The organism is Zobellia russellii (genome assembly GCF_018728565.1).
In the GTDB taxonomy this organism is placed as follows: Bacteria; Bacteroidota; Bacteroidia; order Flavobacteriales; family Flavobacteriaceae; genus Zobellia; species Zobellia russellii.
The window spans coordinates 91,248-114,095 of record NZ_JACSOI010000010.1; the positions used below are offsets into that span (position 1 = coordinate 91,248).

At 37.5% G+C, this 22,848-nt stretch carries 18 protein-coding genes; 10 read left to right on the top strand and 8 right to left on the bottom strand.

What is annotated here, in order from left to right; translation table 11 throughout:
- Positions 1 to 2 precede the first annotated feature (2 nt).
- Positions 3 to 719, top strand: coding sequence for a LytR/AlgR family response regulator transcription factor (locus H9565_RS18330; RefSeq protein WP_215441832.1), 717 nt, complete (start codon positions 3 to 5; stop codon positions 717 to 719).
- A gap of 437 nt (positions 720 to 1,156) precedes the next feature.
- Here the strand turns inward: H9565_RS18330 and H9565_RS18335 are convergent, their stop codons facing one another.
- Positions 1,157 to 3,217 carry a tetratricopeptide repeat protein gene (locus H9565_RS18335; RefSeq protein ID WP_215441833.1) on the bottom strand — a complete coding sequence of 687 codons (2,061 nt, stop codon included), beginning with the start codon at positions 3,215 to 3,217 and terminating at the stop codon, positions 1,157 to 1,159.
- 218 nt (positions 3,218 to 3,435) lie between these two features.
- Here H9565_RS18335 and H9565_RS18340 point away from each other — a divergent pair, with 218 nt between their 5' ends.
- Positions 3,436 to 3,738, top strand: a complete 303-nt coding sequence (locus H9565_RS18340; protein ID WP_215441834.1) for an STAS domain-containing protein — start codon at positions 3,436 to 3,438, stop codon at positions 3,736 to 3,738.
- 65 nt (positions 3,739 to 3,803) lie between these two features.
- Here the strand turns inward: H9565_RS18340 and H9565_RS18345 are convergent, their stop codons facing one another.
- The 3 genes from H9565_RS18345 to H9565_RS18355 are packed head-to-tail and all read right to left on the bottom strand — an operon-like array spanning position 3,804 to position 9,642.
- Entirely contained in the window at positions 3,804 to 5,330 is a 1,527-nt protein-coding gene (locus H9565_RS18345; RefSeq protein WP_215441835.1) for a cellulase family glycosylhydrolase, read from the bottom strand.
- Complete coding sequence (locus H9565_RS18350) at positions 5,327 to 6,559, bottom strand: hypothetical protein (protein ID WP_215441836.1); 1,233 nt, start codon at positions 6,557 to 6,559, stop codon at positions 5,327 to 5,329. The genes H9565_RS18345 and H9565_RS18350 overlap by 4 nt, the downstream gene beginning before the upstream one ends.
- Positions 6,556 to 9,642: a hypothetical protein gene (locus H9565_RS18355; RefSeq protein WP_215441837.1), complete on the bottom strand. Its 3,087-nt coding sequence runs from the start codon at positions 9,640 to 9,642 to the stop codon at positions 6,556 to 6,558. Before H9565_RS18355 ends, H9565_RS18350 begins: the two co-directional genes overlap by 4 nt.
- A 537-nt stretch (positions 9,643 to 10,179) precedes the next feature.
- Here H9565_RS18355 and H9565_RS18360 point away from each other — a divergent pair.
- The 8 genes from H9565_RS18360 to H9565_RS18395 all read left to right on the top strand — a co-directional run bounded on the left by H9565_RS18360 (position 10,180) and on the right by H9565_RS18395 (position 18,677).
- Positions 10,180 to 11,436: an oligosaccharide flippase family protein gene (locus H9565_RS18360; protein ID WP_215441838.1), complete on the top strand. Its 1,257-nt coding sequence runs from the start codon at positions 10,180 to 10,182 to the stop codon at positions 11,434 to 11,436.
- A 56-nt stretch (positions 11,437 to 11,492) separates the two neighbouring features.
- A complete protein-coding gene (locus H9565_RS18365; RefSeq protein WP_215441839.1) occupies positions 11,493 to 12,731 on the top strand; it encodes a glycosyltransferase in 1,239 nt (412 codons plus the stop codon).
- Between the two features lie 35 nt (positions 12,732 to 12,766).
- On the top strand, positions 12,767 to 13,906 hold the full coding sequence (locus tag H9565_RS18370; protein ID WP_215441840.1) for a response regulator: 1,140 nt from the start codon (positions 12,767 to 12,769) through the stop codon (positions 13,904 to 13,906).
- Positions 13,907 to 14,065: 159 nt separating this feature from the next.
- Positions 14,066 to 14,629, top strand: a complete 564-nt coding sequence (locus H9565_RS18375) for a TetR/AcrR family transcriptional regulator (protein ID WP_215441841.1) — start codon at positions 14,066 to 14,068, stop codon at positions 14,627 to 14,629.
- A 61-nt stretch (positions 14,630 to 14,690) separates the two neighbouring features.
- Positions 14,691 to 15,254: a carboxymuconolactone decarboxylase family protein gene (locus H9565_RS18380; protein ID WP_215441842.1), complete on the top strand. Its 564-nt coding sequence runs from the start codon at positions 14,691 to 14,693 to the stop codon at positions 15,252 to 15,254.
- 151 nt (positions 15,255 to 15,405) lie between these two features.
- Positions 15,406 to 15,684 (top strand): EthD family reductase, encoded by a 279-nt coding sequence (locus H9565_RS18385; RefSeq protein ID WP_215441843.1) that lies wholly within the window; start codon positions 15,406 to 15,408, stop codon positions 15,682 to 15,684.
- Positions 15,685 to 15,794: 110 nt separating this feature from the next.
- The gene (locus tag H9565_RS18390) at positions 15,795 to 16,439 is read left to right on the top strand and encodes a DsbA family oxidoreductase (RefSeq protein WP_215441844.1); all 645 of its coding nucleotides are present in this window, start codon (positions 15,795 to 15,797) and stop codon (positions 16,437 to 16,439) included.
- Positions 16,440 to 16,769: 330 nt separating this feature from the next.
- Entirely contained in the window at positions 16,770 to 18,677 is a 1,908-nt protein-coding gene (locus tag H9565_RS18395; RefSeq protein ID WP_215441845.1) for a DUF5060 domain-containing protein, read from the top strand.
- Positions 18,678 to 18,716: 39 nt separating this feature from the next.
- On the opposite strand, the gene H9565_RS18400 is transcribed toward H9565_RS18395, so the two are convergent.
- The 4 genes from H9565_RS18400 to H9565_RS18415 all read right to left on the bottom strand — a co-directional run bounded on the left by H9565_RS18400 (position 18,717) and on the right by H9565_RS18415 (position 22,786).
- On the bottom strand, positions 18,717 to 19,970 hold the full coding sequence (locus H9565_RS18400; protein WP_215441846.1) for a mechanosensitive ion channel family protein: 1,254 nt from the start codon (positions 19,968 to 19,970) through the stop codon (positions 18,717 to 18,719).
- Between the two features lie 141 nt (positions 19,971 to 20,111).
- Complete coding sequence (locus H9565_RS18405) at positions 20,112 to 20,960, bottom strand: universal stress protein (protein WP_215441847.1); 849 nt, start codon at positions 20,958 to 20,960, stop codon at positions 20,112 to 20,114.
- Between the two features lie 420 nt (positions 20,961 to 21,380).
- Positions 21,381 to 21,872 (bottom strand): DUF2271 domain-containing protein, encoded by a 492-nt coding sequence (locus H9565_RS18410; protein WP_215441848.1) that lies wholly within the window; start codon positions 21,870 to 21,872, stop codon positions 21,381 to 21,383.
- Positions 21,869 to 22,786 carry a DUF6607 family protein gene (locus H9565_RS18415; RefSeq protein ID WP_215441849.1) on the bottom strand — a complete coding sequence of 306 codons (918 nt, stop codon included), beginning with the start codon at positions 22,784 to 22,786 and terminating at the stop codon, positions 21,869 to 21,871. Before H9565_RS18415 ends, H9565_RS18410 begins: the two co-directional genes overlap by 4 nt.
- Positions 22,787 to 22,848: the final 62 nt, after the last annotated feature.

Consider the following 22,848-nt stretch of genomic DNA (forward strand, 5'->3'; position numbering starts at 1 on the left):
GTATGACCTGTATTATCGTAGACGACGAAGCAACGGCACGCGCCATAGTGGAAAAGCATTGCTCTACCGTGGCAGATTTAAATGTCGTTGGTGAGTTTGATAATGCCATAGATGCTATTAAATTCTTAAATCAGCAAGATGTAGATGTGGTTTTTCTGGATATACACATGCCCGGATTTAGTGGTGTAGATTTTGTTCAGACCTTAAAAAATTGTCCTAAAGTAGTGTTGACCACATCAGATACGGAATTTGCCATAGCTGCTTATGAATATGAATCTATTGTAGATTATATGGTCAAGCCCCTAACGGCGGACCGGTTCAATAAGTCTATTCAGAAAATAAAAAATGCACTCGCCAAAAAAGAAACTCCTGTTACGGATATTAAGGCTAAAAGTAGTTCAGATACCGCTCAAGATCTATATATTAATATAGATAAAAGGCTTATAAAGCTTAAGTTTGATGAAATTTTGGTCGTTAAGGCGCAAGGCGATTATATTGATATAAACACAGAGGCAAAAGACTATCGCGTACATACTACGCTTAAAAAAATAAAGGATAAATTACCTGAGAAAACATTTCTACAAATACACAGGTCCTACATAATTAACTTTACGAAAATAATTGATATTGAAGACAACAGTGTCCTCATTAAAAAAATGGTAATTCCCATTAGTCGATCAAATCGTCCGGAACTCATGAGACGATTAAATTTGGTTTAGATTATTTCTACAGTTTTACACCGTTCACCTATAGGTTAAAGCAATTCATCGTAAGTGCTTTCCTATTTTTGAACATGAGATGTAAATTTGTAATGAATATTTAAGCCATCTACACATGAAAGCAAATCTTTTATACATTTTAAGCTCAAAAGGAGCCGCTATACGTTTGATAGGTGTACTTGCTTCTGTTATTATAGGAATTGTTCTGGCTATTGTTAGCCTATGGAACTATTAAAACTTAGAACCGGTTGGTTCTAAGGATTACACTTTTCAATTCTAAATCTTCACGTAAGATTAAAAATCTATAATTAGGAGCTAGAGTTCCTAGAAAATATTCTCATTTTAATTTGGGTTCGTGAGAATACATTTTGTCTCAAGACAATCTTGCTTAATTGACAGGTTGTCTTTTTTGGTTAGACCGATTTTTTTTGCAAATACTATTTTGCGATTTTCTTATAGAATAAAGGTTTTTTGGTCATTAGCCACTTTAATTTTAACCCAATTTCAGTAAATTCAAAACCGGCAGCCGTGGCCGAAGCAATATTGCTATACTTCCCGTAAATGTTGCCGGTAAAACGTTTAGAAAATTTATGGGTTACACCGGCTTCAGCCCTAAAAATTACCGTATTAGGGTCTTCTTCTACTTGTTGCAAACCTGTAGCAGCACTCATCATATATTGGGTGTTCTTAGAAAAATCCCCTCTAAGGTCACCAAAAATCTCTACAGCTTGGTATTTTTCTGGACTAAAATATATAGTAGGTACTTGTTCCGCAAATGAGAGGTACTGATAATTAAGTCCAACTTTCAAGGCCGGTTTCTTCATCACGTTATAATATAATGAAGTAAATAAAAGGTTACGGGTATTATTGTCACTTTGGGTAGTGTGTATGGCCTGCGTATACCAACCCAAATTAAAATTAGTACCCAGGTTATAATTCAACCCAAAATGGTTCATGACAATTTCCCGTTCAATTAGGTCTGCATTAAAGCTTTGAATTTCTCGTTTATAACCTAATTCCAGGTTTTGCAGTTTAAAAGGCTGCAATAATAGTTTAGCATCTATTACGGGTTGGGAATAGGACTCAGAACCAAAACTGGATTTATTCAAACCTAATACCCCTTTAAATAATGTTTTAGGAAACAACTTGTAATCCAACCCTGCAGAAAGCACATGGGAGCTCGCCTTATTATCTGTAATGGAATTTGAGGTTGTTCTAAAGTTATATGATAAGTTGGTACTTAACTTTGTGGATAATGGTGCTGTGGCGGTGGTATTGGTTGAAAAAGTAACATTTTTACCATTATCAAAAGTATACGCAAGGTGTTCTTCTAGAGTAGGGGTAAAGGATATGTTCAACTTATCTATAAATCCTAAAGCGTCTTTTTGGTCTTTGAAAACTTTTAAGGTTCCAAATGCAGCTTTGTAAGCTGGAATTATACGATCAGCAGCAAAAAGTGCATTGGCTTTACCTAGATTTCCATCAAAAGATGCACTGTCATTTTTTAAAATAGCATCGTAATTGGCGACACTCTTTTTTGGTGAGCCCGTATAAAGACCGTGCATAGCTTTTAAAGCATAAATCCAATTACGGTTCTTGTATTTGGTTTCTAATCCTTCTATTTCTGCTTTTGCCTTTACATATTTTTGGTTCCATATCAAGGCTTGAACATAACGGTCATACGTTTGCTCCTTTAACTTTTCATCATCAACTAACTCAACTTTTTGTTTGGCGGTCGTTGCTACAGTTAAAGCTTGTTTGTCATCTTCTGCTATATGTTCGGCAAGGGCAATTCCGTTTAGTGCGGTAATGGAATCTTTTTGAGAAGTAGCTAAACGCCTGTAAGTTAATTTTGCCTTTTCGGTACTTTTTGTAATTAAATAAAGGTTGGCAAGGTTAAGTAACGCATCTTTATCTTCGGGAAAATCAACAAATATTTCTTTTAAAAGCGTTTCTCCCTTTTTGTAATTCTGTTTGTTCACATAAGCATTGGCGTAGCCTAACCTCATATACTTTCTTGAAGTTTTAGCACTTGGGTTATCCGGTTGTATTTCTAAAGCCTTTTCTACCCATTGTAAAGCTTTTTCATATTTTTGGAGGTTACTCAGTGTATTGGCATATCCTAGAACGGCACCAAAGTTATCAGGATATTCTTTTACGAGTTGGGCATACAAAGGTTCTGCTTCTTTAAATTTTTTAGCCCAAAGGAAAGATTCGTTATAGTTTATTTGTATTTCAAAATCACCAGGATAATCTTCTAAAAGATTGGCGAACATTCCTGTAGATTTCTCAGGTTCTCCACTTAGACCAACTGCACGCCCATAACACAATAGAGCAGTTTTATTCGTTGGGTCATCTATAAGGTAGTCTTTAAAAAAAGTTTCCGCTTGCTCAAAATCCCCTTTTTCCAACAGGGTAAATCCGGGTTGAAGCGGACTTTGTGCTATTCCATAGAGCGATAATAACAGGAAGAAGCAGAATAATTTAAATTTAAACATTAAAGTAGGGTTTTTACCACAAAGATATAACGCCCTTAAAACTGATTTATTGGTGTTCAGTGGATAAATGTTGAGAAAACCTTTTTCAGGGTTGGATACAATAAAAGTTTCTCATTTACAGTTATTTAAAGTCCATTAATAATGCTTTTAGGTCTATTAATACCTATTATGTTATATATTGTACTACGAGCGAAAATTAACCTACAAAACTTTAAGATATGCCATTACAAATTACAGAAGCACGTGGAATATTCTGCATTCATGGAAACTTGAACAGTACTAATGCAACTATTCTTATTCGTCACATTGGTAGATATTTGGGGTCGGATAAGCAGATAGTGCTCAACTTGGAACGTTTAAAAGGGATGGATGCGAACGGAGCAAACGCATTGAGGCAGTTTTATGATTATGCCATAAATAAGAATAGGCAAATCACAATTTTAGGAAAGACCAATGAAAATGTGCTTTCATCTTTACAAAAGATAAATTCCACTTACATTCTTGGGGCTAATCAAGCCTAGTTTTCTTATATGTAAATTTTGTTTGATTGAAAAAGTCGTGGTTTGACTTCATAAAATCGACTCTTTTACGGTTGGTTGTTTATGAAAATATGGTAAACGGGCTTTTTCTCACCATTATCGTCCAAAAGGCCAAAATGACGCTGGCGGACTTTTCGCCACGGTAACCGGCCAACAACCGATGTAGGAATATTTCTGAAATCATAGAGTGTCCATATCATATGGGACAAGTTCTCTTTTTCTACTACGTTTTGAATCGTCTCCATATATTCCTTTTGCTTTTCGTCCGATCCAGTATAAGCGTTCCATATTCCGTCGTAGGAAGAATATCCATATTCTTGCAGTAGTAAAGGCTTATCGGCTATCTTGTCTTTTAAGGTTGTAAAGGCTTTTTCAAATTCTGGAGCTTCACGGTAATAGTGAAAAGAGACAATATCTAGCTTATCCTGTAAGTTTGTTGCCGCTTCCGGACTAGACCACCCTATAGTTATAGCATGATTTGGATCTATTTTGCGAATACGTTCCACAGTCTGTTCCAACCATGCCAATACCTGTTCTTTCCCTCTAGATTCAAAATCCAGATCGGGTTCGTTTTTGACGTCCCAGGCAATTATTGCTCTATGGTCTTTTAAAGCATCTACAACTTGCTCTACATGCCGGTTGGTCATTGTCCAATCATGAATACTGTAATTCCCATAGAAATCAAAAAGTGTAGGCATAATGTCCAATCCATTTTTCTCTGCTATATCTAAGGTGAGTCTTACCTTTTCTATTTTTTCTTGGTCCACATATTCTTTACCAAAGGATTCGTAAGGAATAAAGATTCGTAAGCTGTTTACACCCATTTTGGCCATGAGTTTAAAATCATGCTCGATAATAGAGTCGTTGAATTTTTTACCGAACATATCCCATGGAGTATCCTGTGGATAATAATTAATACCCTTAAAATGGAAGTTGTCTAGATTCTGAACCTGAGACTCTACGGCTTTGGGCTCTTCTGGTAAAGAGGTTTCCACCAACTGCCGTATTCTCCAAAAACCGTCTTCCAACAAAAGCATTACTTTGTAATCCGATAGCAGTTTTCGTTTGGTGACCAAGCTTTCATTATGATACACTTCTTCATAGGCTTCTACATTTTTATCCGTAAAAACTACAAGCTTTCCGTCTGTACTGTAAAATTCCAATTTAGGGTGATGTTCTAGCGTAGTGGTCTTTAAGGTAACCTTGTTTTTAAGGTTGAGGTCCGTGATTTTAAATAGCTCGGTACGCATACTATCCGTATAATAATCGGCTATGCCATAAGGCACATTGTTAGCATATGCTGCGTTGCGCACTTGCCAAGCACTCATGTAATCTCTCTCAATTTCACCTAGTGTCTGTTCTTCCATGGGCCTACCTTCGTTCATCGCAACCTCCCACTTTATTTTTGGTAAATAGCTAGCGGAAATATCCTCATGCAAATGAAGCATTGAGGTACGGTCCGCACCCGTATTCAAATACGTCCACGCGCTACTGATGCCGAAAAGAATTAAACCGTTAAGGGCTAAAAACGTTACCAGCAGAAAAATGCGATATAAAGTTCTGTTTATTTTCATTTTAGTTCTACTGATTTTGTTTTTGTTATTCCGGCCGTTTTTATCTTTAACTCATAATTTCCCGGAGGGAAGAAATCCGGTGACAGCTCAAATTTTCCTTCACCCTGTATTGATGTGGTCCTTAGTACATCCAATACTTTTCCATCCGAATTTTTGACCGTTAAGGACATTGGCATTCCATCCGGTACCAATTGATTCATGAAACTTTTTAGCGGCCCGATAATCAGGGTTCTGTAATTGTCCAAGAAGCGGATATCGTAATCGGTCACCGAAGCCTTAAAGGCAATTGTTACGGGTTTGCTCCTTGCTGCACCGGTAACAAAAGCTTCAACGGACCATGTGGCTTTATGTTCAGGATGCAACAATCTTGCTTCCGCCTTTCCATTCAGGGTCGTACCCTGAGCTTTAAGTTTTGCTCCTTTATCGTCCGTAATGATAAAGGAAACCAAAGTACCTTCACTGGTAACATTACCAAAGGTGTCCCTGATAATATCGGTTCTGAAAGTAATGACTTGGTTTCCATCTGCATATTCATGGTTTCGCTCATAGAAAATAGTAAAGTCTACCGGATTTGCAGGATAGATAATGGTTGTAAATTCTTTGGAGTCCGTTTCATTGCATGCTGCGGAAATGAGCATACGACCGGATTGCTCTGGTGACCGTACCTTGGTCCATGCCATGAGGTTTTTAGAACGTAAGACTTTTTCCGATTGAATGTCTTGAAACTGAACTTTACTCAAAATGGCGGTACTATCGTTTAGTGGATTGTCATATAAATCTGTGGCCACCATAACGAACATGGAGTAATCTTCAGGACCTGCCGTAAGGCTCCTTGGACCTAGATAAGATTCTAAAAATGTACCTCTTTTGGTGTTCACCTGAATGTTTAACTTCCCGCTCATTTTCTCTTGGGAATTGGAAATTAATGACCAATAGCAAATACCCGATTTTTCATAGAAATTTTTGGGGACGTCAAATTCTAGGGTATCATCAGTATACGAAGCGTTTAGAAGGGTAGTTCCCACAGCATTTCTAAAGACCAAATGCGGACTAACTTTTTCCGAAGCTTTAAATTTTAGGGAAAAAGGTTCTCCGGCGATAAAATTTTCTTTGTTTGTGAGCAGTTCAAAATGTGCATCTGCATCTTTTTTTACTTCTTCCGGTTCTTTTGAACACCCTAGAAATAGCATAATAACCAAAATACCAATATGTAGAAGGTGCGTTCTCATTTGGGATTCCCTATGTAACTGTTCAACTCAAATTTTAAATAGTCAAAACCATTTCCGGAATAAGGTTGGAGTTGGTCTTCCGCATGCGATGTATCTCTATCGGGAAAAAGTTTTTTACTGATTTCCGAGTTGGGACTTCCGTTTACGAAACAATTTTCTAGGCTGCTGTTTATAAGTTTTATATCCGTTAAACAAGCGGGTTCATACTCAAAATAACGCTTTCTTTGAATTCGTACTCCATCGGTCAAGAACTCGTGTTCCACCCACAAAAGGTCTTTGTTTTCACCATAATAGGAAATCAAAAGTTGAGGGATGGTCACTTCCTGTATGCCTGAATTAAACAGCGTCCCGCTAATTTTATCGCCTTCAAAAACCAACTCCTGTAGGCTTACCTGTTTGTATAGGTCTGTATTTGCAACATTACCTGCACATTGTAAATTGAATTTAGTGGGTTGCTCTTCAAACGTCATAGGGGTAAACTGGTCAGGATTGAATGTAGGGGGTAAAGTATCCTTTGTAGATGACCATGCGATACCTTCAAAATCTATCCTAAACGTAGTAGTTTCTTTAGGCATTAACTTATGTTTGGCTACGTCCTTGGCGTTGTACGTAGCCAATTCTTTGTTCAAGTCATTGTATAAAGTTCCTTTTATAACCACATCTGCAGGTACATGGTCTACATTTTGCAATTCGCCTATAATGCTATAACTCCCTTGGTACTGCACTAGTTTGGCTTTGAGCACCTCAAGAACTGGTTGTTTCAATACATCTTCATGATGCGTTTGCTGGGTAGTTATTTTTCTCCTACCATGATTAAAGAAGGTAGTGTTGTTAGAAGTAAACAATTGGTCCGGAGGCAAATCATTATCCAATGAAGAGGGTTCTATATACCACTTGCCTTTCTGTTTTATAAGACTGTGGTAATAGTCTTTGTTTATACTTTCCAAAGGGGTAATCCATCTTGTAGCCGCTTTTACTCGTGCACTGGTATCGTTTTCCTGTAAAAATTCAATACCTAATGAATCCAATTTGGCGTAAGAGCTAAGAATGCCATCTGTAACGGAAACCTCTAGCATGTATTGCGCAATGGTTTTTCCGCTATCGGGATTCAGAAATGAATGAGCTTTATTGAACTCTTTAAAATCCAAGGCATCATAATAGGCTTCCACAACATTGGTAGGAGCTATTTGGTCTACATTTTTGATATAGAATAGGTAGATACCGTACCCAAGCACGATTAATAATATGAAGGCCCAAATGTGATTTATAACCACTAGTTTCTTTGGAAAATTTTTGTGCTCAATGGCATACTTCATAAATTCTCCTTGAGGCAAAGCTTTTGCTTTTAACGCCCTGATCCATATCCATTGAATATTAATCACAAAAGCAATCAGTACAGTTAAAATGGGAATGATGCCCCACATAACCTTTAACGCCACGTGCACATCTTCCTTGGGCATGATAGTTGGGAAGGGCGGAACGTTCAGCTTTTCCCAGACCATAATACCGTTTTCCAATTGTTGCAGTCGTTGCCATCCGCAGAAATAGAGAATGGGATCATAGAATTTATCGTTGGAAAAAATGTATTTCAGGTTGTATTTTTCGGGTACGGTCAAAAATTGCTGTAATGAACCAATACCTTCTACGCCCCTAAATTTTGAATTTTCAAGACGTTCAATAGCTCTTGTGGTCAACTCGGGTAAACGCCGTGCAGAATGGTAATTTCCGTCTACGGTCATAGCTCTGGTCTGCGCAGATAACCATGCCATTTGATCTCCGAATCCCAAGGGTAGATAGCGCCAATGGTCATGTGAATCCTGACTCAAGAAATTAACAATAGGCTGCATCTTTATTTTCTGGGGTTGCGATGGTCTAAAATAACCCAAGCTCATAGTGAAAATAACCATGAACAAGATACCGCCCATAATGACGCCACCAAGAATACGGTGGTAAACGCGTCCCCAATTTTCTTGAATACGGTCTTTTAGGTCTCCTTCAACCATACGGTAGGCAAACTCCCCAAAAAGGGGCAATGCCATTATGGTCGCCCAGAGTGTAAAACGGTCCAATGTCAAAATATTAAAAGCAGTTTCACCCAACAGTATTAGGGGAAGAGGTGTTGTTCCTCCCGTTCCCAAGAGTGTAAGTGCGGAAAAGGATAAACCAAAAAAGATGTATCGCCTGCTGTAATATCTATAGAATAGAAAAGGTAGGATAAACGTTAAAATCCCCCAAGGGATAACAAAAAACACGAGTCCGGATGAAGTAACCTCAAGAAAATTATCACGGGAACCATGTGGTATGGGTACTTGGGTAATCGGGTTTTTCTTTGAATTTATCCAGTAGGGCAGGATACAGGTAACGATAAGTACTAAGGAGGAAAATCCAAAAATAACTATTCTCCAAAAGCACTTTTTAAATTGTTTGAAAAAGACCCAAAAACGAACTTCCTTAAAACTATTTACCTGATCTCTGGCAGAATCCATTACAGCCATCCCCAGAAGCGGGAATATGAAAAAAACCATACCGAATATTGGAGTAACATGATGAGAAGTTACGGTTACCGCAATTAACGACAGACTGGTGGCTATGTATCTGGATTTTCCGGTTTTTACCCATAGATATATCTCTGGTAAGGAGTGTAGAAGCACCGATAAACCAACGATACTGGGCAATTGACCAAAAATATGAAGTGTTTCCACAAACGTAGAAGAAAATACGGCTAGAAGCGCTGTGTACCCGGCAATTTTCCTGTCTCCGGTCATGAGAAGCCCAAACCTATAGGCGCCGGTAATAAAAAGGATAATGCCAACCAATGCTACGCTGAACATTCCAAATTTGAGTCCGCCAATATAAGATAAGATTCCAATAGACTGATGTACGAGTGGAGGATAGGCCTGTACCGTAAAACCTGTATACCAACGGTAATCCCAAGGTTCAAACCAACTATTGGCATAATGGTCCGCAAAAAATAGATGAATCAAAGCATCATAGGTAGTCTCAAGGGTAAAGAAGATACTAGACCCGTGAAAAGCGATACCTATGACCAGTGCTAAGATTAATAAAACATTGGTGCGTTGCATTCCTGAATAATTGTCAGAAAATATAACATTATAATGCTATTAATATTGTATTTCGTCGATGGTATTGCTTGTCTATTGCTTTAAGCCATTCATCTACGGTTAAGTGTAGATGGACTTTTATAGGTCTAAATTAAGGTAGATTGACTGAAATTTGTTTTAAAAAAAACGGCCTATCTAAAGCCATTAAAGAACTGTTTTAGTTTCTAATTATTGATTTTAAAGGGTTCTATAACAGACGTTAGAGGGCATCCTAGGAATAAATCATTAATACTCTAATGAAATATGAAGGTTCTGCTTTTGCATGTACATTTTATCGATAAAATGCCGATTAGTTCTATGAAATGCTACATTTTATCGATTATAAGTTTAATCCTACAATAATCTTATAAAATTCCGTTTAGGTATCAAGCTTATATTTTGAACAAAATATTGCTGCTACATATTTGAATCCCAGATAGCTATATATTTTAAATACTAAAAATGTTCAAGAAAGCACATAATAAAATAAATACAGCATAAACTAAGACCACACCAACTATGACCGCCATTAAGTTAATGTTTAAGAAAGTTTCTCAGGAACAATTGTTCATGGGAAGCGTGCTTTTGGTCAATGGGGGAAACTACTTGTATAACCTTTTATTAGGTAGGCTATTAGGGCCGGCTGCATTTTCAGAAGCGGCACTTCTTGTCACCTTATTATTGGTACTATCCTTTATGGGAATGACCTTTCAACTGGCAACGGCAAAATTCGCGGTTATATTCTCTAGTAAGGAATGGGACATTTTTAAGAATATAACCTATCGTCAAGCTAGTGTAGTTGGTCTCATCATTGGAGTACTCATTCTTATTTTTTCTAAACAATTACAAGCACTTTTCAATACGGAAAGTCATTGGATGTTTATCATATTTGGTCTAGGTATACCTATTTACTTTTTTATGAGTGTAAATAGAGGAGCATACCAGGGCAGACAGGAATTTGGAAAACTGTCGATCACCTACCAGACGGAGATGTGGAGTAGGTTGGTGCTTACGATGCTTTTACTTTTTCTATTGGATATAGAACCGGGAACATTGGTGGCATTGGGCATTTTCCTTTCTTTTCTTTTTGGACTTTTTCCATCGGATAGCACATCAATATCCTTTAGGGAAATTAGAAAGCTTGATGGAGAAAACACAAAACGGGTTTCTCAGTTTATTTGGTTGACCGCCTGTTATGAGTTTACGCAAATCATAATCAATAATAGCGATGTGCTTTTGGTAAAGCATTACTTTGAACCTATGGAAGCCGGTCTTTACGCTTCATTGGCCTTAATTGGAAGGGTAGTGTATTTTGTAGCATGGATGTTCGTCATGTTATTGCTTCCGGTAGTGGTGCAAAAACAAAAAGATGGCGAGCCAACAGCTCCCGTTTTATTTAAATATGTATCCTACATCGGGTTACTTTCAGCAGGCATTGTTGTAGTATGTTATTTGTTCCCTGAATTGATAATAACATTAATGTTCGGCGATTCCTATATAGCCATGTCCAGTTTATTATGGCAATATGCTTTGGCAACATCGCTCTTTGCCATCTCCAATATTTTCGCATATTATTTTTTATCCTTAGATCATTATGTGCCGGTTATATTATCCGGTGTATTGGGTCTTTCGCAAATAGTATTGGTGGTATTGTATCATGATACTTTAGAAAGTGTGGTGTATATGCAACTCATAGCCATGAGTATATTATTGGTAGTCCAGTTGATGTATTTTTCAAATAAAGAAGTAAGAAAGAAAAGTATATCCGAAAGTTGAAAAAATTGAAATCCAGAAATGTAATTAAATAGTCCCAAATCTATCAAATCTATAGCATGAAACTAGCCATTGTAACCGCATATCCGCCCAGTAAGGTAACCTTAACGGAGTACGGATATTATCTTGTAAAGCATTTTAGATTACAAGAAGAAGTAACTGAAATCATTTTAATGACGGATAAGACCGAAGCTCCAAAAGACCTATCTTTTGAAGGAGAAGGCTGTAAGATAACCGTTTCAGAATGCTGGGAGTTCAATAGCTATTCTAATTTACTTACCGTAAACAAAGCTATTAAAACCCATAAGCCAGATGCCGTACTTTATAATTTACAGTTCCTGAAATTTGGTGATAAAAAAATACCTGCAGCTTTAGGATTAATGCTGCCTTATGCAACCAAATTTAAAGGAATTCCTACTATATCATTATTGCACAATATTTTAGAGCAGGTAGATTTGGATAGTGCCGGTTTTACCAAAAGCAAAATATTACAGAGCATATATGGTTTTATAGGTACGACCTTGACCAAGTTTGTTCTTGCATCGGATATTTTGGCCGTGACCATCAGCAAATACGTAACCATCCTTGAGAAGAAATATAAAGCAAAAAATATAGCATTAATTCCTCACGGCTCTTTTGAAACTCCACCAGAACCGGATTTTAATCTTCCAGCTGGACCAAAACAGGTGATGGCTTTCGGGAAGTTCGGGACCTACAAAAAGGTTGAGGTGCTTATTGAGGCAATAGAGGTAATTCGTAATAGGAGCAATGAAGATATAGAAATTGTAATTGCCGGAACGGATAGTCCTAATACACCAGGCTACCTTAAGAAGATGGAAGAAATATACAGCCATGTACCGCAAATACGATTTACAGGCTATGTAGCCGAAGAGGACGTGCCCGTTATTTTTGGAGAAAGTGCGGTAGTGGTCTTCCCATATACCTCTACCACAGGTAGTTCGGGTGTATTGCACCAAGCAGGAAGCTACGGAAAAGCAGTTGCCCTTCCTGATTTGGGAGACTTGAGCGTACTAGTTAAGGAAGAAGGGTATAGGGGCGAGTTCTTTTTACCCGAGGACAAAAATTCATTAGCGGACGCCATAGAAAAAATACTCACGGATGATGCCTATAGAACGGAGTTGGCCCAAACCAATTATGCGGCTGCATGTTCATTGCCTATGAGTACCATTACCCAAATGTATCTGGATTATTTTAAGGCTATTCAGGTTCAAAAATCCAAAGGGCAGATTATAGACGTTAACGCCATTGGACTAACCCACGAAAAAGTAAAAGCATAAAAAAAGGTTCCCACTTCTTAATAAAATATACCACCATGAAAATATTAACCATAGACGACCAGCAATTGATTTTGCTTTCAGTTGAAAAGAGACTATTAGAATTAGGCTATGAGGTTAAAACGGCCAGTTCTGGAGAGCAGGGCATAGAAGTATTTGATAGTTTTCAGCCAGATTTAGTTTTGGTAGATATAAATATGCCGGGCATGTCAGGCCTTAGGGTAGTTGAACATATAAGGGTTGAAAAGAAATCCGAAACACCTATTCTGATCATGTCAGGTAATACCGATGAAAAAATCATTGTAGATGGTTTTGATTTAGGAATTAACGATTACATGAAAAAGCCTGTGAGCCTAGACGAAATGGCGGCACGTATAAAACGAATTATCGGAGCACCTGATATTCAGAAAGAAACGGTAGCGAGTGATAATGCACGTATGCTTCAAAAGAATTGCGTGGGTGTAATAATTCCTTGCTATAATGAAGAAGACCGTTTGTCCGGTCCTGAATTTAAGGAATTTGCACACAAGAATTTGGGCTACCATTTATGCTTTGTAAATGATGGAAGTACAGACAGAACTTTAGAAGTACTGCATGAACTACGCAAAGGGCATGAATCCAATATAAGTGTTTATGATTGTGAAAAGAACGGTGGTAAGGCAGAAGCGGTACGACAGGGAATCTTGCACATGATAAAAGATGAGCAGTTAGATTATCTAGGATATTTAGATGCTGATCTTTCAACTGATTTTAGGGATTTTGATGATTTAGTAAAAACCATTGAAAACTCGGATTTTAAAATTGTAAGTGGTTCCAGAATCAGTAGAATGGGGGCGAACATCACCAAGGAGTCGGCTCGTAAAATTATAAGCATGACCATCAATATGATCATACAGACTATTCTTGGTATGCCATTTAAGGACACCCAATGTGGAGCCAAAATAATGGACCGTGAGATAGCTTCTACCATGTTCAACAAAAAATTTATTACCAAATGGCTTTTTGATGTGGAGATTTTTATGCGTATGAGAAAACACTATGGTAAAGAAGAAGCAAAACGCGTTATTTGTGAGCAACCATTAAAACGATGGATTCATGCAGACGGTTCTAAACTTTCTATGAAGGATTCAGTTAAAATTGTTGGGCAACTCGCCAAGATTGCTGTATCGTACAGATAATTTAATATATTCCTTAAATAGTTGACAGTTCAAAATTTTAATTCATGGGGCTATGAATTAAAGGTTTGAGCTGTTTTTTTATGCCCCAAAGCTAAAGTATTCTTAATTTTTTGTTCATTTCAAAGCAAGTGCTTAGTTTTGTGTTATAGTTTAGAAATAATGGCTAGAAAAAAACAATATAACGAAAATGAAGTAATTGAAAAGGCCACTGCTCTTTTTTGGAGAAATGGTTATGAGGCTACTACGGTTCGTATGCTTGAAAAGGAAATGGGGATCAACCAATTTTCTATTTATTCTAGCTTTGGGAATAAGCAAGGGGTTTTTGTTGAAAGCATTAATGCCTACCGGAAACGTGTACGCGTCATAACGGATAAACTTTCTAAGTCTAATAATGGTAAGGAAGGTATTAAGCAATATTTTTATGATTTCTTGGAGTTTGCAAAGGAAGATGGGAAGAATAAGGGATGTTTGGTAACCAATACCGTAAATGAAATTAACGCAGATGCAGACCCAGTAATTATGGAACAGTTAATAGAATTTGCCAATAGCATCAAGCAACTATTTGTAGATAATCTTTTGCAAGAGGAAGGAAAAACTCAAGAAGAAGCTATTAGGCAGTCAAATTATTTAATGAATAGTTTGTTGGGTTTGTCAGTTTCATCAAAAGTTTTCGACCAAAACCAAATCAATGATACGATTGAAATAACGTTTTTAAATATTTAAAAATTTTTTAACCCTAAACTAAGCATTTGCTTAGAAATATAAATAAATTAAAATTAGAACTATGAGTACATTAACGATTCACACTTTAGAAACCGCACCGGAAGATAGCAAGCCATTATTGGAAAAATCAATAAAGGCGTATGGTAATATACCTAATCTACATGGCGTATTGGCCTCGGCACCTGGTCTTTTGGAAGCATACCAATCTATACACGAGCTTTTTGTAAACTCTTCATTTGATAATGATGAACTTACAGTAGTATGGCAAACCATTAACGTGGAGCACGAATGTCATTATTGTGTACCGGCACATACCGCAATCGCAAAAATGATGAAGGTAGATGATGCTATTACGGAAGCATTAAGAAACGGAACTCAATTGCCATCTGAAAAGTTACAGGTACTTCATGAGACTACCCTTAAAATTGTTCGCAACAGAGGGTATATTGAGCCTAAAGATGTTAAAGCATTTTATGCAGCGGGTTATGAAGAAAGACAATTGTTGGAAATCATTTTGGGACTTTCTCAAAAAGTAATCAGTAACTATGTGAACCACATTGCAGAAACTCCAGTTGACGCTGCGTTCGAGAAATTTGCTTGGAAAAAGGAAAACGAAGTTGCCTAATGTTGTAAGCTAATGAAGCTTGATGGCAATATATAAACCTTCCGTTTTATGCGGGAGGTTTATTTTTTCATTTATAAATAAGGATTGAGCACACAATGCTTATCAATTTTTTCGCATAGATGGCCTATTCATCAACTTAAAAAAAAGTACTATGATAAAGTTAACCGTAATGTACCCGAACAGTAAAGATTTAGAGTTCGATAAAGAATATTACACAACAAAACACAGTCAATTATTGGAAGACTTAATGGGGGATGCCATTAAGGGGTCGGATATTAATTTTGGACTTACCGGAGCAACCCCTTCGGATCAAGCGCCATACGCGGTTATTGCGAATTTACTTTTTGATTCGTTAGAATCCTTCCAAGAATCGTTCGGTTCCAATGCAGAAAAGATTTTAAGCGATTTACCTAAATTTTACAAATGCTAAACCTCAAGTTCAAATTAGTAAGGTTGTATAGGCAAAATCGTCTTAGATAGAGAGTTTGCCAAACGAGTTCGGCAAATTATTTATTGGTTAAAAATGATATGATATAAATTATGGCAGAAAAGATAAAGATAGATTTGGTTTCGGATGTGGTTTGTCCTTGGTGTGTAATTGGTTACAAGCGTTTAGAACGTGCTATTTCCGAGTTGGGTGTTGAGGATAAAATCGAGTTGGAATGGCAACCCTTCGAATTAAACCCGAATATGCCGGCAGAAGGACAAAATGTTCAAGAACATATTGCCGAAAAATATGGTTCATCTCTTGAGGAACAAAAATTGTCTCAGGAACGTATGACGGAATTTGGTGAAGATTTAGGTTTTACATTCGATTATTTTGATGAAATGAGAATGGCCAATACCCGAGATGCACATGTTCTGTTGGAATACGCCCATGAAAAAGGAAAGCAGACCGAATTGAAAATGCGATTGGTTACGTCATTTTTTAGCGAAAGAAAGAATGTGTCCGATAGAGAAGTTCTAGCTCAAGAATTGAAAGCCGTTGGCTTAAATGTGGAAGAAGCAATGTCCCGTTTAGATGATGATACTGCCCGTTATGAGGTAGCTTCCAAGGGACAGTATTGGCAGGGGCTTGGCGTATCTTCCGTGCCAACTTTTGTTTTTGATAAAAAGAGCGCACTTACAGGTGCACAACCCGTAGAAACGTTTAAGAAGGTACTTGCAGACCTTATAGAGAAATAGACCGGAACCTGGTATATAAAATTATGAGTTACTCATAAACGAATACCTGTTTGGTATTAAAGCCATAAACTAATTTTAGTTTATGGCTTTTTTTAGTGAGCTATTTAAAGAAATAGGGTTGGAGAAATGAATTTCTTATTCTATTTTCGGACTTGCGGTAAAATATGCTGTACTGTCTTTAGGCGGATCAATGGGCAATAAAATGCCTTTTGAATATAAGATTCCCTAGAGTGTTCAGTTCAAAAACTAATCTGCTTTATTAATTAACCTATGTCAATGAAAATACATTCACTCTCCAGAACACGTTTTTTAGTATCAAAGTGCATCATTATGTTGGCACTGCTTGTATTTTTTACAGTATCAAGCTGTAATGTGTCAAAAACCGGTACGGACAATTCAAATAGCGCATCAGAACCGGTAGCAACAGAAGTATCAACTGTAGACTCAAATACCGCCCAAACTAATAACACTACAATATCTAGTGGAATTTACCGGCAATGGCACACAGTAGAAATAGATTTTGAAGGTCCTGAAACTTCGGAGGATGCAGAAAACAATCCGTTTTTAAATTATCGTCTAGAGGTGGTTTTTACAAATGTACAGACCAGTTATAAAATTAGAGGGTTTTATGCGGCAGATGGGAATGCTTCGGAGACTAGCGCAAAAAAAGGAAATATTTGGAGGGTACGTTTTTCACCGGATTTGCTGGGAGATTGGAGCTATTCCGCAAAATTGTACCACAAAGACAGCATCGCCATTCAGGAAAACGTGTCAGAAGCAAAAGAGGTGTCTATTTCAAATGCCAAAGGCATTTTTAAAGTAATTGAATCCGATAAAGAAGGGGTGGATTTCAGGGCAAATGGGAGGCTTGTGGTCTCAAAGGGCTATTACAAATTTAAAAATACGGACACCTATTGGTTAAAAGTAGGGGCCAACAGCCCAGAAAATTTGCTGGGTTATGTAGATTTTGATGGTACGTATCGGATAGCTTCTTCAAACGATGAAGGAGAGGCGAGCACTACAGATGAAATACATTCCTATCTATCTCACATAACTGATTGGAAAGCGGGAGACCCAACGTGGAAGGACGGTAAAGGAAAAGCTTTGATTGGGGCGTTAAATTACCTTGCAGATACAGGAATGAATACCGTTTATTTCTTAACCATGAATATCCTTGGTGATGGAAAAGACGTATGGCCATATACAAAACCGGAGGAGCTTAGCCGTTTTGATGTGAGCAAACTGGAGCAATGGGAAATTGTTTTTCACCATATGCAATCAAAGGGGTTGATGCTTCACGTTGTACTACAAGAAACAGAGAATGAAACGCTATTGGATAATGGAGAAACCGGGCCAATGCGAAAGCTTTATTTAAGCGAGTTGATAGCCCGTTTTGGCCACCATTTGGGCCTTACTTGGAACTTGGGAGAAGAAAATGGACCTGCGGAATGGTCGCCTTTGGGCCAGAACGATGCGCAAAGAAAAGCTATGGCCAAGTTTATTAAGGAGACAGACCCTTACAATCATCCGCTGTTGTTACATACGCATGCTCATGCCCCTTTGAGAAGCGAAATTCTAGACTCTATTGTGGGCTATAGATATGTAGATGGGCTCTCATTACAGCAAGACGAAAGAAAGCATGCTGCTAACGTTGTTGAAGAATGGAGGAAGAAATCTAAGGAAACGGGCCATGAATGGATGATTACCATGGATGAGATAGGGAAATGGTTTCAGGGTGCTGTTTTGGATAGTGAAGATCCAACCCATGAAACTTTACGAAAATACGTGCTTTGGGGAAGTTTACTTTCTGGTGGAGCGGGAGTGGAGTGGTACTTTGGAGCCAAGCATCTGCACAACGATCTTACTTCAGAAGATTGGCGCCAGCGGGATAGACTTTGGAAAATATCAAATCATGCACGTTCGTTCTTTCAAGAAAACCTGCCGTATTGGAACATGCAGCCACAGCACGATTTGGTCAATATAGATGAGGCGTATTGTTTCAGGGAAAAAGGTAAGGTCTATGCGGCATTCCTTCCCCAAGTAAAAGAGGCTACAATCAACCTTTCTGAGGAATCAGGAGAGTTTGAGGTTTTTTGGTTTGACCCTTTAAATGGAGGAGAACTTCAAAAAGGCTCTATCCCGATCGTTGCCGGAGGTGCTGTTAGAGCTCTCGGAAACCCGCCGGCTACCTCCGGGTTAGCACATGAAGACTGGGTGGCTCTTTTAAAGAAGATGTAACCGTCCGGCCAGTCTGGTTTTAATTTTAGTAATGGAGGCTTAATTAGCTGTTGGCATATTCAAGGAAGTGGGAAGCTCAAAAACCTCTAAATTAAAATAGGGCAATGCGGCCAAGAGGTGGTCAAAAATATCGGCCATAATATATTCATAATTTTCCCAGCGCTTATCCGCACTAAAAGCATATATTTCCAAAGGAATACCTTGTGCTGTTGGTGCTAGTTGGCGTACCATTAAGGTCATACCCTTATTTACGGCAGAATGGTTTTGAAGATAATCGTTTACGTATTTTCGGAATACACCAATATTGGTCAGGTTCCTGCCGTTAATAGCTAGATTTTTATCTATTTTATTGGTGGTATTGTATGAGTTGATTTGCTCATTCTGATTGATAAGATAAGGCTGTATAAGCTGAATTTTTTCAAGTGATTCCATATCCTCATCGGTTAGAAAACGTATGCTTTTTTGACTGATGATCAAAGCTCTTTTAATGCGTCTTCCACCCGAAACTTCCATACCTCTCCAGTTTTTAAAAGAATCGGAAATTAGGGAATAGGTAGGAATGGTGGTAATGGTCTTATCAAAATTCTGGACTTTTACGGTGGCCAAGGTAATTTCTATAACGTCGCCATCTGCACCAAATTTTTCAAAGGTAATCCAGTCGCCAATACGCACCATATCGTTTATACTAACCTGTATACTGGCAACCAGACCTAAAATGGAATCTTTGAATATGAGAAGAATAACGGCCGAACCTGCACCAAGCGCCGTGAAAAACTTCCAGATGAGAACATCTGTGATTATGGCAAATATGGTTAGGATACCAATGAACCAGGCAAAAATCATAAAAACTTGAATGTAACTGTCCATTGGTTTATCTCTAAACCTAGGCTTGGTCTTTAAGTAATCATTGGTACTTGTAAAGAGACTTTTGACTATTAAAATCGTTAGGACAACAAATAAAATCTGTAGCAATTTAAGCGCCAGTTGGCCTGCATAGTCAAAATGAAAAAATGCAAAAGGAATAAACTCGAACAGAATTAGCAAAGGAATTATGTGGGCTACGTAACGAGGTACTTTATTGATAACAAGAAAGTTGTCAAAGTTGGTTTTTGACTTTCGGGCAAACCTTAAAGAGATGTAGCGCAAAACGCGCCAAATAATTAGGTCTAAGAACCAGGCTAGGATAAGTGCCGCCACCAGTACTATTCCTAAATTTAGGTATGATGCTAGGCTGTCGCTCATTCCTGTTTTTAATAGGTAATCGTATAGTAATCTGTGTAAACCTTCTTCCATGGATTTTATGCTCTTTATTGCCGGTGCAAAATTACATCAAAGAAGGAATAAAGAACGGATAAAAGGGGAATAATTGATGGGTTTAGAAAAGTGATAGACAGATGTAAATCTGCTCTTATAAGGTAGTTTAACAGACGTGTTCTACCTATCATTTAATGCGAGTACGGGTATATTTTCAAAATAGCCTAATTTGCCCAATGTATGTTTTCCAAAACCTAGCCTCTCCCAAAACGTTCGTTTTTTATTAACGTAACTTACCATGTTACTTTTTCTAATTTTAACGAAACAGTTTAATGCAATATCCATTTTTGCATTATGTACTATGTTGAAGCCAAGGTCTATATCTTCAAAATATTTGATAAGCATTATTTTATTCTCTTTTTGCTTAGGATTTAAAGTAGCATCGCTTTCTAAACTGAGTACTTGAATACTGGATTTGTTCAATTTTGCTATTTCAGCCAATTGCTTAACATCAAAAAAATTGAAATCGGTTTTAAAGTCCGTAGCAAGAACGATTTCTTTTGGATGATTAAAGATTGCATTTCTAGGTACTACTAAAACAGGACATTTTCTAACGCTTTCTATTACAGAGAGTGTGGTTTTTCCGTATTTTCCAGTTCGCTTGTTTGTCATGCCTTTGGCCCCCATGATGACCATGTTTATATGCAGAGATTTAATAATATCATCTATGGCATCTAATAGCAGTGTGGAACGAGAAAGAACATGAAAGGCATGTTTGGGGTTTTTATCCTCAAAAGTCAAGTGAGTTAAAATATCTCCTAAACCTTGTTTTGAACGTTTTTCGGATAGCTTATTAAAAGCATCGTCCGGGTCTAGACGGTTGAGGCTATCAAGGCCATACCTATCTTGGGAATAGATGTTGAGAATATAAAAATCGCATTTTTCATGCTCATATAGTTTTATGGCATATTCAATTGCGTTCAAAGAATTTTTTGAAAAATCTGTTGGTAATAGAAGCTTTTTCCCCATGATCATAAATTTTTAATTGTTTTCCTCAATCCAAGATGAGTAGGTATTGGATCTCACAAACTTCTGTTTACGGTATTTAGATGTACTAAGACCTTATGGTTTTCATAGATTAGTATGAAGTATGGGGAACAAGTACATTCTTTTCTATGATACCTAAAGAATTATAAGCAAAGAGCGTGCCTTTATATGTTATTTTTGCTTTAAACAATTGATTATAAGTAAATTATATTATTTTCTTAACGAATAATCATATAACCGAGTGAGGAAAATTTACCCGGTTGATCCATTATAGGCCAATGGATAGTTGGCAATATTTTGTAGCCCATGTTTTTTGAAGATTAAAGAAACATGTTATGGTTTGAAGTCGTTTAAAAAATTAAGCCCTAAAATTTTTCGTTTTAGGGCTTAATAGTAAATATGCTATTGTGGTAAAAGCCGAATATAGCGTATATATCCAGTACCCTCTATTTTTGATTTTAAGTTGTCCGAAGTCAAATTGAACAGAACGTCATCTTTATAATACTCTTGGTCTTCAACTGCAGATTCAAACCGTATTTTAAAACCCTTGTCAATTTTGTCTTTAGGTATTTCTAAGATAGCCATCTTGCGTTGGCCGCCGGTAATAGTTTCACCAACTATGGCGTCTATATCTGGCCGTTTTATACCGTAAAGTTGCTTCCACCATTCTTCAACATCTCTATACCACTCCTTATCGTTTCCTTGTACGTAAAGGGTCTTTATATACTCTTCTTGGTTGTTCAGCAAAGAAACTACAAGATAGGCACCTTCACCCGTGTAATTCGTAAGCTGAATTAAACATTTATAGTTAGCGGCTTCAACGGGTTTGGTAAAACTTACCAAGCTTACGAGGCATAAAGTAAGAAGGGTTATGACTTTATAAATCGTTTTCAATTGGCTTCGTTTTGTACAAATGATTCTATTATTGTTTCAATTTCTTTCTTCTTGGTGATATCATCATCAAACAGATATTTGTAAAGTACTTTATTGTCTACTTTTTCCGCTAGATGTAAATCTTTTTTTCGGTTAAATACATCATCCCATTTGGAGCGAACTATATCCCATTTTTTGTCGTGGTCTTGCCACCACTGGGCTGCAGCACTACAGCGGGAATCGTCTACTTTTACATAAGTGTTGTATCCTTTTTCTTTTGCTATAAGTACGTCTTCCGCGCCTTCTTTGCGTAATATTTTGTCATTATCCTGATCGTGCAACCAACCGTAGGAAGTAATTTCATGCCGGTTGCCCCGCATGGTCAGGTTGTAATCTCCTCTAGTAGTATATTCTCTACGCGGCAGTGGAGCGGGAGTGGTGTTTTCCCAATAACTTTTACCGTCAACATGCACCCATGTGGCCGTGCCCTCATATCTGGGGCTGTCATCTACTTGATAGACTTTTTGTGTCCATTGCCCTTTAACATCTTTATTGGTTTTGCTATCGTATTTCCAATTATTGCCGGCATTATAGAGATAGAAATCTGTATTCTCAAATAACCAATCTTGGCGCCAATGCTTTATGATCATGGGTTCGGCAGGGTTTCCTACTTGTAAGATATGCTGAATAGAAATTTTATTGGGTTTATCCGTAACCAATTGGGCCCATTCCAGTCCTTTATCCACTTTTGTTTTAGAGGGCTTGTAGAGCGAGTCGTTGCTGTAATTAAAGGTTTCCGCAAAATTAAAGGTTACTTCATAGCAGCCACACATCTTTTTTATGGCTTCTATATCTTGATTTTTTTTGTCTTTCTGGGCGTTACTCTGGTAACTCATCGATAGACAAACTAGGAATAAAAAAAGGAGTTTTTTCATTTTAAATATAGGTTTAATAGGGTCAATTGTTTCCGGAGCAAAAATATAAAATTTATTTAGAC

Bases quoted from the DNA above. Each gene is read 5' to 3' on its own strand.
- H9565_RS18395 (WP_215441845.1), top strand. From the start codon at position 16,770: ATGTTGGCACTGCTTGTATTTTTTACAGTATCAAGCTGTAATGTGTCA.
- H9565_RS18390 (WP_215441844.1), top strand. From the start codon at position 15,795: ATGGCAGAAAAGATAAAGATAGATTTGGTTTCGGATGTGGTTTGTCCT.
- H9565_RS18345 (WP_215441835.1), bottom strand. From the start codon at position 5,330: ATGAAAATAAACAGAACTTTATATCGCATTTTTCTGCTGGTAACGTTT.
- H9565_RS18330 (WP_215441832.1), top strand. From the start codon at position 3: ATGACCTGTATTATCGTAGACGACGAAGCAACGGCACGCGCCATAGTG.
- H9565_RS18360 (WP_215441838.1), top strand. From the start codon at position 10,180: ATGACCGCCATTAAGTTAATGTTTAAGAAAGTTTCTCAGGAACAATTG.
- H9565_RS18340 (WP_215441834.1), top strand. From the start codon at position 3,436: ATGCCATTACAAATTACAGAAGCACGTGGAATATTCTGCATTCATGGA.
- H9565_RS18385 (WP_215441843.1), top strand. From the start codon at position 15,406: ATGATAAAGTTAACCGTAATGTACCCGAACAGTAAAGATTTAGAGTTC.
- H9565_RS18365 (WP_215441839.1), top strand. From the start codon at position 11,493: ATGAAACTAGCCATTGTAACCGCATATCCGCCCAGTAAGGTAACCTTA.
- H9565_RS18375 (WP_215441841.1), top strand. From the start codon at position 14,066: ATGGCTAGAAAAAAACAATATAACGAAAATGAAGTAATTGAAAAGGCC.
- H9565_RS18355 (WP_215441837.1), bottom strand. From the start codon at position 9,642: ATGCAACGCACCAATGTTTTATTAATCTTAGCACTGGTCATAGGTATC.
- H9565_RS18400 (WP_215441846.1), bottom strand. From the start codon at position 19,970: ATGGAAGAAGGTTTACACAGATTACTATACGATTACCTATTAAAAACA.
- H9565_RS18380 (WP_215441842.1), top strand. From the start codon at position 14,691: ATGAGTACATTAACGATTCACACTTTAGAAACCGCACCGGAAGATAGC.
- H9565_RS18335 (WP_215441833.1), bottom strand. From the start codon at position 3,217: ATGTTTAAATTTAAATTATTCTGCTTCTTCCTGTTATTATCGCTCTAT.
- H9565_RS18405 (WP_215441847.1), bottom strand. From the start codon at position 20,960: ATGGGGAAAAAGCTTCTATTACCAACAGATTTTTCAAAAAATTCTTTG.
- H9565_RS18370 (WP_215441840.1), top strand. From the start codon at position 12,767: ATGAAAATATTAACCATAGACGACCAGCAATTGATTTTGCTTTCAGTT.
- H9565_RS18415 (WP_215441849.1), bottom strand. From the start codon at position 22,786: ATGAAAAAACTCCTTTTTTTATTCCTAGTTTGTCTATCGATGAGTTAC.
- H9565_RS18350 (WP_215441836.1), bottom strand. From the start codon at position 6,559: ATGAGAACGCACCTTCTACATATTGGTATTTTGGTTATTATGCTATTT.